Annotated in this window: 11 protein-coding genes; 2 read left to right on the forward strand and 9 right to left on the reverse strand. The window is 71.8% G+C overall.

What is annotated here, in order from left to right; genetic code table 11:
- Nucleotide 1: 1 nt before the first annotated feature.
- Nucleotides 2-1,123: a putative metal-binding motif-containing protein gene (locus OM076_RS17820; protein WP_270041385.1), complete on the reverse strand. Its 1,122-nt coding sequence runs from the start codon at nucleotides 1,121-1,123 to the stop codon at nucleotides 2-4.
- Nucleotides 1,117-2,304, reverse strand: a complete 1,188-nt coding sequence (locus OM076_RS17825) for a MopE-related protein (protein WP_270041386.1) — start codon at nucleotides 2,302-2,304, stop codon at nucleotides 1,117-1,119. Before OM076_RS17825 ends, OM076_RS17820 begins: the two co-directional genes overlap by 7 nt.
- Before the next feature lie 127 nt (nucleotides 2,305-2,431).
- On the opposite strand from OM076_RS17825, the gene OM076_RS17830 reads away from it, so the two are divergent.
- Nucleotides 2,432-2,899, forward strand: coding sequence for a ricin-type beta-trefoil lectin domain protein (locus OM076_RS17830; protein ID WP_270041387.1), 468 nt, complete (start codon nucleotides 2,432-2,434; stop codon nucleotides 2,897-2,899).
- A gap of 48 nt (nucleotides 2,900-2,947) precedes the next feature.
- Here the strand turns inward: OM076_RS17830 and OM076_RS17835 are convergent, their stop codons facing one another.
- The 4 genes from OM076_RS17835 to OM076_RS17850 form a co-directional block, all read right to left on the reverse strand.
- The gene (locus OM076_RS17835; RefSeq protein ID WP_270041388.1) at nucleotides 2,948-6,511 is read right to left on the reverse strand and encodes a reprolysin-like metallopeptidase; all 3,564 of its coding nucleotides are present in this window, start codon (nucleotides 6,509-6,511) and stop codon (nucleotides 2,948-2,950) included.
- A 67-nt stretch (nucleotides 6,512-6,578) separates the two neighbouring features.
- Nucleotides 6,579-9,011, reverse strand: coding sequence for a SpoIIE family protein phosphatase (locus tag OM076_RS17840; RefSeq protein WP_270041389.1), 2,433 nt, complete (start codon nucleotides 9,009-9,011; stop codon nucleotides 6,579-6,581).
- Nucleotides 9,008-9,322, reverse strand: coding sequence for an STAS domain-containing protein (locus OM076_RS17845; RefSeq protein ID WP_270041390.1), 315 nt, complete (start codon nucleotides 9,320-9,322; stop codon nucleotides 9,008-9,010). Before OM076_RS17845 ends, OM076_RS17840 begins: the two co-directional genes overlap by 4 nt.
- 29 nt (nucleotides 9,323-9,351) lie before the next feature.
- The gene (locus OM076_RS17850) at nucleotides 9,352-10,065 is read right to left on the reverse strand and encodes a class I SAM-dependent methyltransferase (RefSeq protein ID WP_270041391.1); all 714 of its coding nucleotides are present in this window, start codon (nucleotides 10,063-10,065) and stop codon (nucleotides 9,352-9,354) included.
- Nucleotides 10,066-10,198: 133 nt separating this feature from the next.
- Between OM076_RS17850 and OM076_RS17855 the strand changes: the two genes are divergently transcribed.
- A complete protein-coding gene (locus OM076_RS17855; protein ID WP_270041392.1) occupies nucleotides 10,199-10,576 on the forward strand; it encodes a VOC family protein in 378 nt (125 codons plus the stop codon).
- On the opposite strand, the gene OM076_RS17860 is transcribed toward OM076_RS17855, so the two are convergent.
- Genes OM076_RS17860 through OM076_RS17870 form a run of 3 tightly spaced genes read right to left on the reverse strand, consistent with a single transcriptional unit; the run spans nucleotide 10,573 to nucleotide 12,871 of the window.
- On the reverse strand, nucleotides 10,573-10,896 hold the full coding sequence (locus OM076_RS17860) for a nuclear transport factor 2 family protein (RefSeq protein ID WP_270041393.1): 324 nt from the start codon (nucleotides 10,894-10,896) through the stop codon (nucleotides 10,573-10,575). The genes OM076_RS17855 and OM076_RS17860 overlap by 4 nt on opposite strands.
- Nucleotides 10,893-12,218, reverse strand: coding sequence for a hypothetical protein (locus OM076_RS17865; RefSeq protein WP_270041394.1), 1,326 nt, complete (start codon nucleotides 12,216-12,218; stop codon nucleotides 10,893-10,895). Before OM076_RS17865 ends, OM076_RS17860 begins: the two co-directional genes overlap by 4 nt.
- Entirely contained in the window at nucleotides 12,215-12,871 is a 657-nt protein-coding gene (locus tag OM076_RS17870; RefSeq protein WP_270041395.1) for a hypothetical protein, read from the reverse strand. Before OM076_RS17870 ends, OM076_RS17865 begins: the two co-directional genes overlap by 4 nt.
- Between the last annotated feature and the right edge of the window lie 27 nt (nucleotides 12,872-12,898).

The raw sequence follows: 12,898 nt of genomic DNA on the forward strand, positions 1-12,898 counted from the left end.
CTCAGCAGTCGCGGGTGCCGCCGCCGGGCGGCAGGCACAGGAAGTCCACGTCGGGCTCGCCGGCCTTGCTGAAGCGGAACCGGACCAGCCGGCCGATGCGGCTCGCGCTCGTCACCCGCACCTCGAGCCGCGCGCCGCGCCGCAGCACCCGCGAGCCCAGCGCGGCGTGCAGGTTCTCGCTCGAACGGCGCACCGTGCGCTTGAACGTCTTCGACGGGCATCCACCGCCCGTGCAGCGCACCTCGATCGTCGCGCCCTTGAGGAACTTCTTGGCCACCAGGCGGACGTTGCGCGTCCCCGAGCCCGCTCTGTCCCAGGCCACGGGGATCGAGCCGAGCAGCGGCGGGAACGGCTCGACCTTCGTGTCGCAGTTCTCGTCGACGTCGTTGCCGCGGATCTCGCGCGCCCCCGGCCGGATCGCCGGGTCGCTGTCGTCGCAGTCCTGCGGCCGGGGCACGCCGTCGCCGTCGCGATCGAGGTTCGTCGCGTCGGCGCCGTCGCAGTTCTCGTCGACGCCGTTGTCCGGGATGTCCGTGGCGCCGGGGCGGATCGCCGGGTTGGCGTCGTTGCAGTCGGCCGGGCGGCGGACGCCGTCGAGGTCGGCGTCGCCCTCGATGTGCTCGCACGAGGTGCGAAGGTCGCCGTCGTCGGAGATCGCCGTGTCGTCGCCGTCGCCGCAGTCGACGGACTCGGAGCGGCCGTCGCGGGCGACGATGTTGTCGTCCCCGCCGCCGCCGTTGAAGATGTCGAACCCGCCGCCGCCGAACAGGCCGTCCTTGCCGTCGCCGCCGTTGAGGATCACCGGCATCGACAGCGCTGGGGAGATCGCGGCGACGTCGTCGCCGCCCGCGAGGTTCAGGATCACCGCGGTGACGCCGCCCTTCGGGCAGACCACGCTCTGGCCGCCGGGCGCGAGCGTGCACGTGCCGTCGGGGGCGCCGAGCGAAGTGCCGCCGAAGCGCGTGAAGCGCACGGTGCCCGCGGTCTCGAACGCCGCGATCTCGTCCTGGCCGTCCTCACCGGTGTAGACGATGGTCCCGTTGGTGACCGCGAACGTCCCGGCCAGCGCGTGCGCCGGTGCCAGGGCCAGCAGGGCGGTGGCGATCAGCAGCGCCCTCAGCACGCCGAGCCCTTCGTCTCACCCGGCGCGCGGCATTCGATCCGCGGGTCGGGCAGTGAGCCGTTGACCGTGGTGTACGTGTAGATCCGCCCGATCGTCTCCGGTGCGGTGATCGTCAGCGTGAGCCGCGTGCCGGCGCGCAGGCGGGCGCGCCGGAACAGCTTGGAGAACGAGACGGGTGCGAGGTCGCGTGCGACGGTGCTGCGCTTGGTGGCCTTGAACGGGCACGAGCTGCCGCGGCAGCTCAGCGTGACCTTCGCCCCCTTGGGCGCGAGCCGGACGACCAGCGAGCGCAACAGGGTGCGGGACCCGTCGAGCGCCCACTGGTTGGTCACCGCGGCCGCGACCGCGACCCACGGCGAGACGCGGCGATCGCAGTTCTCGTCGACGAGGTTGCCCCGGACCTCGAGCGCGCCCGGGCGGATCGCGGGGTTGCCGTCGTCGCAGTCGACCGGGACGGGGAAGCCGTCGCCGTCGGCGTCGCGGTTCACATCGTCGCGGCCGTTGCAGTCCTCGTCGACGCCGTTGCCGAAGATCTCCGCGGCGCCCGGATGGATCGCCGCGTTGGCGTCGTTGCAGTCGACGGCGGCCGCGAAGCCGTCGCTGTCGGCGTCGGGACCGCGCTCGCAGTCGGCGATGATGTCCGTGAAGTCGTTCTCGGCGGTGTCCCTGTCGCCGGCGCCGCAGGCGATCCGCTCGGGGTTGCCGTCGCGCGCCTTGATGGTGTCGTCGCCCGCCTCGCCGAAGTAGTCGTCGACCTCGGCGCCGCCGTCGAGCGTGTCGTTGCCCTCGCCGCCGGCGAGCACGTCGCCCGCGCTTCCGGTGGTGATCGTGTCGTCGCCCAACCCGCCGGCGACGCTCTCGGGCACGGTCACGGCGATCGACGAGAACGTGTCCTTGCCGTCGCCGAGGTCGACGGCGATCATCGCCGCGCGCGAGCACGTGACCGCTCCGCCGCCGGCCGCGGCGCAGGCGCCGCCCGGGATCAGGCCGCCGCCGGCGCGCTCGACGAACAGCGAGTTCGAGCTCTGCGTGACCTGGATCACGTCATCGGCGGTGTCGCCGACGACGTTGAGGATCCCGATCGTGGTGTCGAGCTCGACCGTAGCGTCCGCGGAGGCGAGAGCGGGCGCCGCGAACAGGGCGGCCAGCGCGAGCACGAGACAGCAGAGCGCTCGGTCCATCAGGGCGATCCTCTCCGATCCCCCCTCCCCGATGCAACCCCCCGGCCATCCCCCGGCCCGGAATCCCCGTGTGGTCGCCGCGTCCTTGAGAGGCATCACCACTCATTCGCCTCAGGAGGCATTTCAGATGCATCGCAAGATCAAGATCGCGTTCGCGGCGCTCGCTCTCTCGGCCGGCTTCGCCGGTCAGGCGCAGGCCGCCACGAGCACGGTCCGGCTGCACACCGCGGCCGACACCACCCGGTTCCTCTCAGACACCGCCAGCGGCGTCACGTCGATGAACAAGGTCAACTCGTCCGACCTCATGCAGCAGTGGCGCAAGACCGACACCAGCGCGGGCTACGCCACGTACACCAACGTCAAGACCGGGCGCTGTCTGACCGGGCGCGGCCTCCAGGGCTTCCCGGTCGTCACGTCGGAGAAGTGCGTCAGCGGCGCCACCAAGCAGCAGTGGCGCCTCGGCGTCAGCGGTGACTTCCAGCTGCGCCTCAACGGCCTCGTCGCCTCACACAACACCGCCGGCAACGGCACCGGCGTGCTGATGTCGCTCTTCACCGCCAAGCCCAACCAGAAGTGGCACACGCACACGCCGTAGGCGCTGCCCGGCCGCGCCCCGCAACGGGGCGCGGCCGTGCGAGCCGCGTTACGGCGTCGTGGTCGACAGCGTGAACGTGAGCGTCTTGGTGTAGGCGCCCGTGCGCAGCGCGTCGCTGGAGTCCACGTGCTGGCGGAAACCGAGCGTGACCGCGTCGTTGGAGACCGGCGTGCTGTAGGTCTTCAGCGTCGCCGGCGCGGTGCCGACGGGCTTGAACGCGTCGGTGGTCCCGGCGCGCGCCTGCAGCACCGACGGCATCACGAACGTGCCGTTGACGAGATGACCCGGAGCGGTGGAGCTCGGGTCCGCGACCGTGAGGGTCGCGTCGCCGGCCGTCGAGATGACGTTGGCGCTCGACGTGGCGTCGTAGTCCTTCATGACGCCCGGCTGGAACGCCCCGAACGCGGCGGGCGTGCCGAGGCTCAGCGCCAGGGTCGCCGAGACCGTGCCGCCGACCGGCAGCGTGGGCGCGACGACGGACGTGATGTCGGCGTCGGAGACATCGAAGAAGATGTTCCCGACGGCCGCCACCTTGATCCGCGCGTGGGTGCCGGCGACGTTCGGCCAGACCCCGGTGTAGGACCCGGTGTTGGGCACGCTGTTGGCGATCACCGTCTCACCCTGGTCGGAGATCAGGCTGATCTTGACGTTGGCGACGTTGATCGGCGTGATGTCCGTGCTCGCCACGTCCCAGGTGACGGTCAGCGGAAGCGTCCCGTAGCGCACCTCCGAGACCGCCTGCGACGTCACGCGAAACGGGCTCGCCAGGTTCGCGACGGTGACCTTGGTCGAGTTGAACCCGATCGCCCCGCCGCCCGGCTTGCTGTCGCGAGCCGTGAGACGGAAGTTCATGGTGCGATCGCCCAGGAAACCGACCCAGTCGCTCGTCGGGAGGAACTCCGAGAAGCACTCGCGGGTCACGACGGGCACCGCGGTGGGCGCCGCCGGCGGCGTCGGGCAGGAACCCGTGGCCGCGTTGGTGTTGTTGGCGAGGATCTGCTCCATGTCCGGGAACACGCGCGTCGGGTTGCTGTTGACGGCGTTCTCGCCGGGCGAGTGGTACAGGAGCGTGTCGGTGGCGCTCACGTCGACGCCCTTGCCGAACTGGCGGAACAGCGGCCCGTTGGTCTTCGGCTGCTGGACCAGGCCCGTGCCGGCCGTGGAGCCGCCGTTGGGCAGGCCGCCGCGGTCGTTCTGCTCCCACATGTAGGTGACGGGATCGCCGTCCGGGTCGGTGGCGCTGCCGGTCAGCGCGAACGGCGTGCGCGGCGGGATCGTGTACGCCGCGGGCGTCACGACGTCCGGCGCGTGGTTGCCGGTGTCGACGATCAGGAAGCCGTTGTTCCCGGCCGGTCCGCCGTGCGCGGTCTCGCCCACGAAGCCGGTGCCTCCGGTCACGGCCAGGCCGAGCGCGGGCTGATCGAGACCCGCGAGCGTGCCGGCGAACGACACCTGGAAGCCCGTGTCGTCGAACGTGCCGCCGCCGAAGCCGGCGACCGTGGCGATGCCGCCGGCGGGAAGGATGCCGGCGGTGAACTTCGTCGAATCGTCGACGGTCCCGGCGGCGCCCACCCCGTTGGTGACGGTGAATGGATCGACGTCGACCCCTGCCATCGTCCCGCCGAAGGACAGGTTGTAGCCCGCGTCGGTGACGGGGCCGACCGTGACGGTGGCGCCCGCCGGCCAGCCGGCGATGCCCGTCGTGCCCTTGACGTTCTCACGCACCGCGGAGGTGCACGCGCCGGTGCAGTTGACGACCGAGATCGCCGGCACGTCGGTGTTCGCGAGCGTGCCGCCGAACGTCACGGTGAAGCCGGTGGTGCCCGCGCCGCTGACGGTCGCGGTCCCAGCGCCGGTGATCGCCGTGATCGCCGTCTGCAGGTTCGCGTTGGAGATCGCGGTGCCGCCCGCGCCGAACACGGCCGTGGTGGTGCCGTTGACGACGAGCTGGAAGGACTGCGTCGCGGTGAACGAGCCGAGCGTGACCTGCTGGGACTCGCTCCCGCCCACGATCGCGGCCAGGATGCCCGCGGCTGTGTTGTTCTGCCCGCGCACGATCGGGATGCTGTTCGCGCCCTTGTAGGTGAGCGTGTAGGAGTCGCCGTTGACGTCGTAGCCGGTCAGGCGGACCGTCTGGACCTTGCCGCCGGAGAGCGCGGCCTGGATGTCGGCCGCGCTGTAGTTGACCCCGCGCACGAACGGGCCGACGGTCTTGCCGTTGAACGTCAGCGTCAGCGAGTCGCTGCCGTCGAAATCGCGCAGCGAGATGTTCTGGACCTCGTTGACCGCCGGGCGGGTGCCGGTGACCAGCGACGTGATCTCGTCGTAGCTGCGCTGTGACCAATACGGGTCCGAGTGCGGCTGCAGGTTGTCCTGCTGGCAGATGCCCGCGTAGGCCATGATCGACGAGCCCGAGCCCGGCTCGACCGACGTGCCCGCGTTGCGGTTGCCGCCCGAGCAGTTGGACTGGGTGCCATTGAACGTGTGGTTGCCGTTGAACTGATGGCCCATCTCGTGCGCGACGTAGTCGACGGCCATGTAGTCGCCGACCGGCGTCGGGAGCCCGGTGCAGCCCTGCGCCTTGCTGTTGCCGCCGATCACGCCGAGGCTGGCGACGCCGCCGCCCGCCCGGCCGAGCATGATGTGGCCGACGTCGTAGTTGGCGGCGCCGATGATCTGGCCGAGGACGATGCGGTTGCGCTGGAGCAGGCCGCTCGTGCAGGAGGCGATCTGCGCGGTCGTGTAGCACGCCGCGGCGCCGCAGGGACCATTCGGATCGGTCGCCAGCGCGGCCGTGTTGAGGTTCGTCTTGTCCGTGTCGGCGATCAGCACGAGCCGGATCGCGGTCTCGTCCTCGTAGATCTGGTCGACGCGGTTCATCAGCGTGACCTTGGCCGCGGTGACGTTGGCGGGGCCGCCGAAGTAGGTCGAGTACGTGGGGTCGGTGACCAGCGCGAGGCGGTAGGTGCGCAGCAGCACGGACGGGCCCGCGGCCGCCGACTTCGTCTTGCCGAACCCGAGGTCGAACGGATCCGGGTCGCCGTCGGGACCGCGCTCGACGAACGGCTCCTTGGAGGACAGGTCGCGCCCGAAGTAGCTGACGTAGACGCTGTCGTCGAGGTGGTAGTACGGGTCGACGTACCAGGACCCGCCTTCCGAGCGCACGGAGGCGTGGAAGCCGAGGGCGTCCGAGCGGTCGGCGCGGATCGTCGCGGTCGGGTCGTCGATGCCGCGGCCGGCGTAGGTCTTGATGTCCGGGTGCGCCGCGGCGAGCGCGGGCTCCATGATCGGCGCCTCATAGACCTCGAAGCGCTGGAAGCCCCCGCTCGGAGACGGCAGCGTGAGCGTGACCGAACCGCTGGGCGCGGCGGAGTGCAGCCCCGTCTTGGGCGCCGCGCGCAGGCCGGCTTCAAGGCCGGACTCGTCGAGCGTGAACGCCCTATAGGACGAGGCGCGGATGTCAGCCGCGGAACCTCCCTTCGTCGCGGGCAGATGGCCCGAGACGGCGTCCCACACGTCGCTGCGCGCTTGCGCGCCCGCGACTCCAGGTGCGGCGGCAGCCGCCGCCAAGCCCAGGCACAGCGCGGCCGACAGCCGTTTCCCTACTCTCATCCCGACCCCCAGAGTCGTCCTTAACTTCCCCTCTACGGCAGCATCCTTCCGTTCGCGCGAGCCAAGGTCAAGCGGCCGGGAGATCCATGGCCAATACGGCCGTGTCGTCGGCCTGATCGCCGCGCTGGAAGGCGTTCAGCGCCGCGTCGACCGCGGCGACGGCAGCGGCCGCGTCAAACACTCCGCGGAGCGCTTCCAACAGCCGTTGCTCGCCGAAGCGCCCGTCCATGCCGACCGTGTCGGTGACGCCGTCGCTGAACGCCACGAGCACGTCGCCGGGCTCCAAGTCGATGCGCTCGGGGCTCCAGGTGGCGTCCGTCCACGCGCCGAGCATCGGGCCGAAGCGACCGACCGGGCGCGGCTCCCCGGCCCGGATCAGCAGCGGCTGCGGGTGTCCGGCGCAGACCACGGTCGCCGACCTCGCGTCCGGGGCGACCTGGATCAGCGCGACGGTGCACGGGGTCAGCTCGGCCCGGTTGGCAAGCGCCTGGTTGAGCTGCTCGAACGCCGCGAGGGGATCGCCGAGCAGCATTCCCGCCGTCCGCAGCGTGTGGCGCGCCTGGCCGGTCAGCGCCGCCGCCTCGGCGCCGCGGCCGGTGACGTCCCCGACCAGGAGCATCCAGCCGTGCGGGGTCGGGAACGCGTCGTAGAAGTCGCCGCCGACGAGGTTCTCCTCCCCCGCGGGGCGGTAGAGCGAATCCAGGCGGGCGCCGGGGATCTCCGGCAGTTCGTCGGGGAGCAGCCCGCGCTGCAGCGTCGCCGCGATATGGGAGCGCTCCTGGTAGAGGCGCGCGTTCTCGACCGCCGTTCCCGCCCGCCGCCCGAGCTCCTCGGCGAGCTCGAGATCGGCTTCGACGAACCGCCGGCTCGATTCGGCGCTGACGAAGCTGATCACGCCGATGATGCGCGGGCCCGCGACCATCGGGACGAGCATCACCCAGCGCATGCCGACGCCGATCAGCGCCTCGCTCTGCTCGGGGTCGGGCACGGCGGCGCGAATCAGCGCGTCGTCGATCGGGCCGATCAGCTGGGAGGAGCCGTCGCGCAGGACCTGCGCCGCGCCGATGGGTGCGTCGGTGGGGTTCGGGTAGCGCTTCTGGTAGTCGCGGGCGAACTCGCGCTTGGCGGGATCCACGTGGGCGATCGCGACGGTGCGCAGCCAGTCGCCGGCGGGCATCTGCACCGAGCACCAGTCCGCGAGCGCCGGCACCGCGAGCTCGGCGATCTTGGCCAGCGTCTGCTCGTAGTCGAGGCCGGACGCCAGCACCATGCTCGCCTCGGCGAGGAAGCGCTGCCCCATCTCGGCCCGCTTGACCTCGGTCACGTCCTCGATGACGTTGACCGCCAGGCGGGTCTCCCCCTCGACCAGCGTCGCTTTGATGATCCGCCAGCGCTCGTCGCCGGAGCTGCGGTTGATCGCGTGGATGAGCAACGGCTCAGGCGACTCGCCCCGCAGCGCCTGGCGCCCGGGCAGATCCTCGAGGCGCAGCGGTCGTCCCTCATGGATCGACGACTCGTACGCGTCGACGATGTTCTGCGGCTCCTGCTTGATCAGCTCCGCGCCGGAGGCGAAGCCGAACATGGCGCCCGCCGCCTGGTTGGCGTACACGAGGTGCCCCTGCGCGTCCTGGATCGTGACCGCCTCGGCCAGTGTGTCGAGCGCGGTCGTGAGCCGCAGCTGCACTGCCTCGAGCTCGGCGAACAGGCCGGCGTTGTCCAGCGCGAGGCCGATGCGACCGGCGATCAGCGTCGCCAGCTCGAGGTCGACCGGGCCGTACGCGCGCGTGACCGCGAGCAGGGCGAGCGTGCCGACGTTGCGGCCGCGGCTGCGCAGCGGGACGTTGATGTGCGACCGCTCGGCGAGCGAGCGCAGGAAGGCGTAGTCGTCCTCGCTGGTCGCGTTGGCGCGCAGGAAGGCCTCGTCGACGTGCTCGCGCAGGACCGGCTCGATCACCCCGGTGTGCTCGAGCGTCGCGGGGCCGCGGGCGCGCAGGCGCTCCTCGACGCGCCGCGCGTCCGTGCCCGCGGAACGGACGCCGATCCGCTCGACGTGGTCGCCGCGCACCACGTCGATCACGCAGATGTCGGCGAAGGCGGGCACCAGCAGCGCGCCGACGCGGTCGACGACCTCGGGGATCGAGCTCGCGGTGTCGGCGATCTCGGCTGCGCCCTTGAGCAGGCCGAAGCGCACCTGATCGGCGGCGAGCCGCCGCATCGCGCGCGCCGCGTACACCGCGAACAGCGCGCCCGCGATCGTGACCGCGAGCCGCACGAAGTAGTCGTCGGTGCCGTAGTTGTCGTTGTAGCCGCCGCTGAGGATCGCGGAGACGACCGCGAACGCGCCCACCGCGGCCGTCTGGCGGGTGCTGGCGAAGATCGCCGTCAGGAACGGCCCGATCACGACGGTCGCCGCGATCACCGTGTCCTCCCACACCGCGTCGAGGTACGCGAGCGCGAAGATCAGGACGACGCCCGCGACGGTGGCGTCTATGCGCTTCACTCGCCGGGCGGCCGATCGAGCATCGTCAGGCGATCGTCGAGCCCGACCAGGTCGAACACCCGCTGGACCTCTCGCGAACCGCGCACGACCCCGAAGCCGGCAATCGCGCGGGAGCTCTGCAACACGAGCCGCAGCCCGGCCGAGTCGATGAACGTCACCTCGCGCAGGTCCAGCACCACCTGCTCGGACTCGCCGGCCGCGGCGTCGACCGCGGCCTGCAGGTCGTCGACCGTCGCGAGATCGATCTCGCCCGCCGGAGCGACGACGATGGCGTCGCCGACGCGGCGGCGCGAGACCGAGAACTCATCCACCGCGCGATCTTCTCACGCGGGTCGGGCAGCTAGCTTGCGATGGCGATCATCCGGTGGTCGCCGAGCGCGAAGGACTTGCGGCCATCCGCGCCCTTCAACTCGATTTCCGTGAATCCGGCATCTTCGAGCATCCGGACGACCTCACCGGTCGTATGGACGTGATGGGCGCCGCTCGCCCGCTCCTCGTGGCCGTCGGCGTCGGTGAACGTCCAATCGCTCTCGAGTCGGCTCTTGGCCGGGTTGTAGCGATTGACCGCCGCCATCGTGATGTCGCCGAACGTGTAGCTCGCCTCTTCGCTGATGGGCGAGGTGAGGAACGCCTCGGCGACGGTCAGCGACTCGAGGATCAGACGGCCGCCGGGCTTGAGGGCGCGGCGGAACCCGTCGAGCGTCGCCGGCGTCTCCGCCGGTGTCGTGTAGCCGAAGCTGTTGCCCCAGCTCAGGACCGCGTCGAAGCGGCCGAGGTCGGGCAGGGCGCGCAGGTCGCCCTGGTGGAAACGCGGCCCCTGGCCTTCGACGTTCTCGGGTGAGATGTCGATCCCGGTCACCTCGTAGCCCGCGGCGCTGAGCGGGTGCGCGAGGCGCCCGTCACCGCAGGGGACGTCGAGGATCGTCGCGGGCGGCGCGGGGAGCAGCCGGGTGATGACTTCGAGATCGGCGTCGAGCATGGACGCTCCCGCGATGCGCCAGAAGCGCGCAGCGAGGCCCCGGTGGAAGCCGATGTACCACTCGTCTTGAAGCAATCTAGGTTCTCCGAAACGGACGCGCCAGAGCGGCGCGCCTAAGGACTAGGACGCTGAGGTACTGCCGGTCCTAGCCGGCGGCGGAGCTGTTTCGGTGCGTGCGCAGAGGCTTCGATCCGTAATGCTAAAGGACGTGAGTGTTCTCATCAACCACGCGATCGTCGGCGCGAGCGACCGGCTCGCCTCCGCGCGTTTCTTCACGGATCTGTTCGATCTCGCCGAGCCCGAGGAGGCCGGCCCCTTCGCCGTCGTCCGGCTCGACGACGAGATGCTGCTGCAGTTCGCCACGCCACCGGGCGGGGCGGTCGTGCCGATCCACCTGGCGTTCCTGGTCGACGATCCGACGTTCGACCACCTGCTCGCCCGCATCGAGGCGCTCTCGATCGACCATTGGGCCGATCCGCGGCGGTCGCAGGCGGGCATCAACCACAACCACGGCGGGCGCGGCGTCTACTTCCTCGATCCCTCGGGCAACTATCTCGAGGCGATCACCCGCCCCTACGCGGACTAGCCGGTGATCACCATGCGGGCGATCTTGTCGCCCGCCATGGTGAACGTGAACGCGCCGCCGCCGTTGTAGCCGTCGCCTGAGACGGCGACGCCGACCTTGATCGCGTCGCCGTCGCGGGTGACGCCCGTGACGTCGATGTGGCTGTTGACGCCGATGTTCTCGCGCGCGTTCCAACCCGCGATCTCGGTGTGACCGGTGAAGGTCCGGCCCCAGTCGTCGACCACGCCGTCGGCGGCGAACGCGTCGAGGAAGGCGTCGCTGTCGCCGCGGTTGGTCGCGTCGAACAGCTGGCGGATCGCTGGCTCCAGGTCGTCGCTCATGGGGTGGGATTCAAGCGCACGGTCTGCAGCGCGGAGTAGTGGAACCCGCCGCCGCGGAGCGCGGCGTGCAGCGTGAAGCTGCCGCCGCGCGCGTGCTTGCCGTGGAAGGCGACGAAGAACGCGCCGCTGCTCTTCGCCGCGGGCAGCCGCCACGCGCCGGGCGCGACCGTGGAGCGCTCGACGACGATCCAGCTCGCCTGTTCGCGGTCCACGAAGCCCTCGAGGATCGGGTCGCCGTTGGGAAGACGCGCGGCGCGGACGATGAAGCGCTTGGCGCGTAGCTCGGCGTCGCTGACGCAGAACCGGTGCGCGCTCTGGCCGGCGCGCAGGCGCTTCTCGCTCGCCACCAGCAGGCAGCGGCGGCCGCCGGCGCGGTAGGTCGCACCCGCCACCTCGGGACCGCTGTCCTCCGGCTGCCAGCGGCTGGTCTCGAGCTCGATCGCGGCGCCCTTCGGGGCCTCGAGCTTCGTCGGCGGCTCGCGGCGCTTGCCGATGCTCTTGTTCGACGGCGGCTCGCAGGGCTTCTCGTAGCCGTGGGTGGCGCGTGGGTCGAGCGCGTATTCGAGCGGCGCTCCGCTCGTGGTCGACGTGATGTGGGCGGGCAGGCCCGACGCGCTGTCGGGACGGTCCTGCTCGATCGAGACGGTGTTCTCGATCGGGGTCGCCTGGACGAGCGCCCCGTCCTGCGCGGTGATCGTGACCTGCGTGACGGCGTCCGGGACGACACCGGTGAGCGTGATGTGGTTGTGCATCGGGCCGGTGCAGCTCTGCAGGTGGAACGCCTTGCCCGCGGCGATGGCATCGGTCGACCAGCCCGGTCCGGCCTGCGGCGGCGGACCGTCGCGCACGATCACGGCGCCTTCTGTGGCGGGTCGCCGCTCGGAGTCCTTGATCGCCTTGCGCGTGGCCTTGCGCTGTTCGGCGGGCAGCGTGCGCAGGCACGCCTCGGAGACGCGGAAGGCGGGCGTGAGGTTCCCGACCGGGACGATCCATTCCCCGGACCCGTCGGCCAGGTGCACGCGCCGCGCCGCGTCGAGCATGACGCCGCTGAGGAACGGCTCGAAGACGAACACGTTGGCGGGCGGCGCGTCCTCGGCGGTCATCGGGCGCCGCAGGACGGCGAGCGCGTCGAGCAGGCGCGCGCTCGGCTGAGCCGTGGACGGCTTCGGGGCGGCGGGCGGAGTCGAGCATGCCTTGCTGACCTTGGTCGGGCGCGGCGGCGGCTTGGGCGTCGCGGTCGCGGCCGTCCTCGCCGTGGTGAGCTCCGCGCCGCAGCCGCTGAAGGCGACGAGCACGATCAGGGCGAGGGTGAGTCGGGTCATCTGCAGGTCTCCTGGTCACAGCGCATGGTCGGCCGGCCGCGGGCGTCGAGCCCGATGACCGTGAGGAGTTCGGCGTCGCCGGCGAGGCGCGCGACGTAGACGGTGAAGGCGGCGTCGCCGGCCGGCCTCACGGGGAAGCCGCGCAGGCGGGTGTTGCCGGTGCGGGCGTCGCGGAGCAGCGCCTGGATCCGCGTGGTCGCGCCCGGCGCCGCGCCGAAGAGCAGGAATCGGCCAGGGCTGCGCGGCGGAGCGAAGAGCGTCGGCGGCGGCACCACACCGCTCGCGACGGCGCGGCTGAGCGCGTTACAGCGCCACCCGGCGCCGCCGTGGGCGACGGCCAGGAACACGGCAGCGGTGGCGCGCCTGCCGAACCGGCACGTCGACGCGCTCAATCGCCAGCCGGGGCCGGAGGCGACGTAGACCGGCCGAGAAGCGGCGTCCGGCACCGGCGCGCCGGCAGGGAAGGCGCGCGCGGAGACGCGCGGGGACGGCGCCCAGATCGAGCCGGTCGCGGCCGCGGTCGCACCCCCGGCGGCGAGCACCAGCGCTACCAGCGCGAAGACGCGCCGCCACCGGCGCCGCCGCGGCGGCCGGTAGCGCCGCAGGTCGCGCCCGAACACGGCCAGCACCTCCTCCGGCGTCCGCCCGCTCATGACGCCGCTCCCCGTGCCGCCGGCCCG

The organism is Solirubrobacter ginsenosidimutans (assembly GCF_027587205.1).

Bases quoted from the DNA above. Each gene is read 5' to 3' on its own strand.
- OM076_RS17825 (WP_270041386.1), bottom strand. From the start codon at position 2,304: ATGGACCGAGCGCTCTGCTGTCTCGTGCTCGCGCTGGCCGCCCTGTTC.
- OM076_RS17830 (WP_270041387.1), top strand. From the start codon at position 2,432: ATGCATCGCAAGATCAAGATCGCGTTCGCGGCGCTCGCTCTCTCGGCC.
- OM076_RS17835 (WP_270041388.1), bottom strand. From the start codon at position 6,511: ATGAGAGTAGGGAAACGGCTGTCGGCCGCGCTGTGCCTGGGCTTGGCG.
- OM076_RS17860 (WP_270041393.1), bottom strand. From the start codon at position 10,896: ATGAGCGACGACCTGGAGCCAGCGATCCGCCAGCTGTTCGACGCGACC.
- OM076_RS17865 (WP_270041394.1), bottom strand. From the start codon at position 12,218: ATGACCCGACTCACCCTCGCCCTGATCGTGCTCGTCGCCTTCAGCGGC.
- OM076_RS17870 (WP_270041395.1), bottom strand. From the start codon at position 12,871: ATGAGCGGGCGGACGCCGGAGGAGGTGCTGGCCGTGTTCGGGCGCGAC.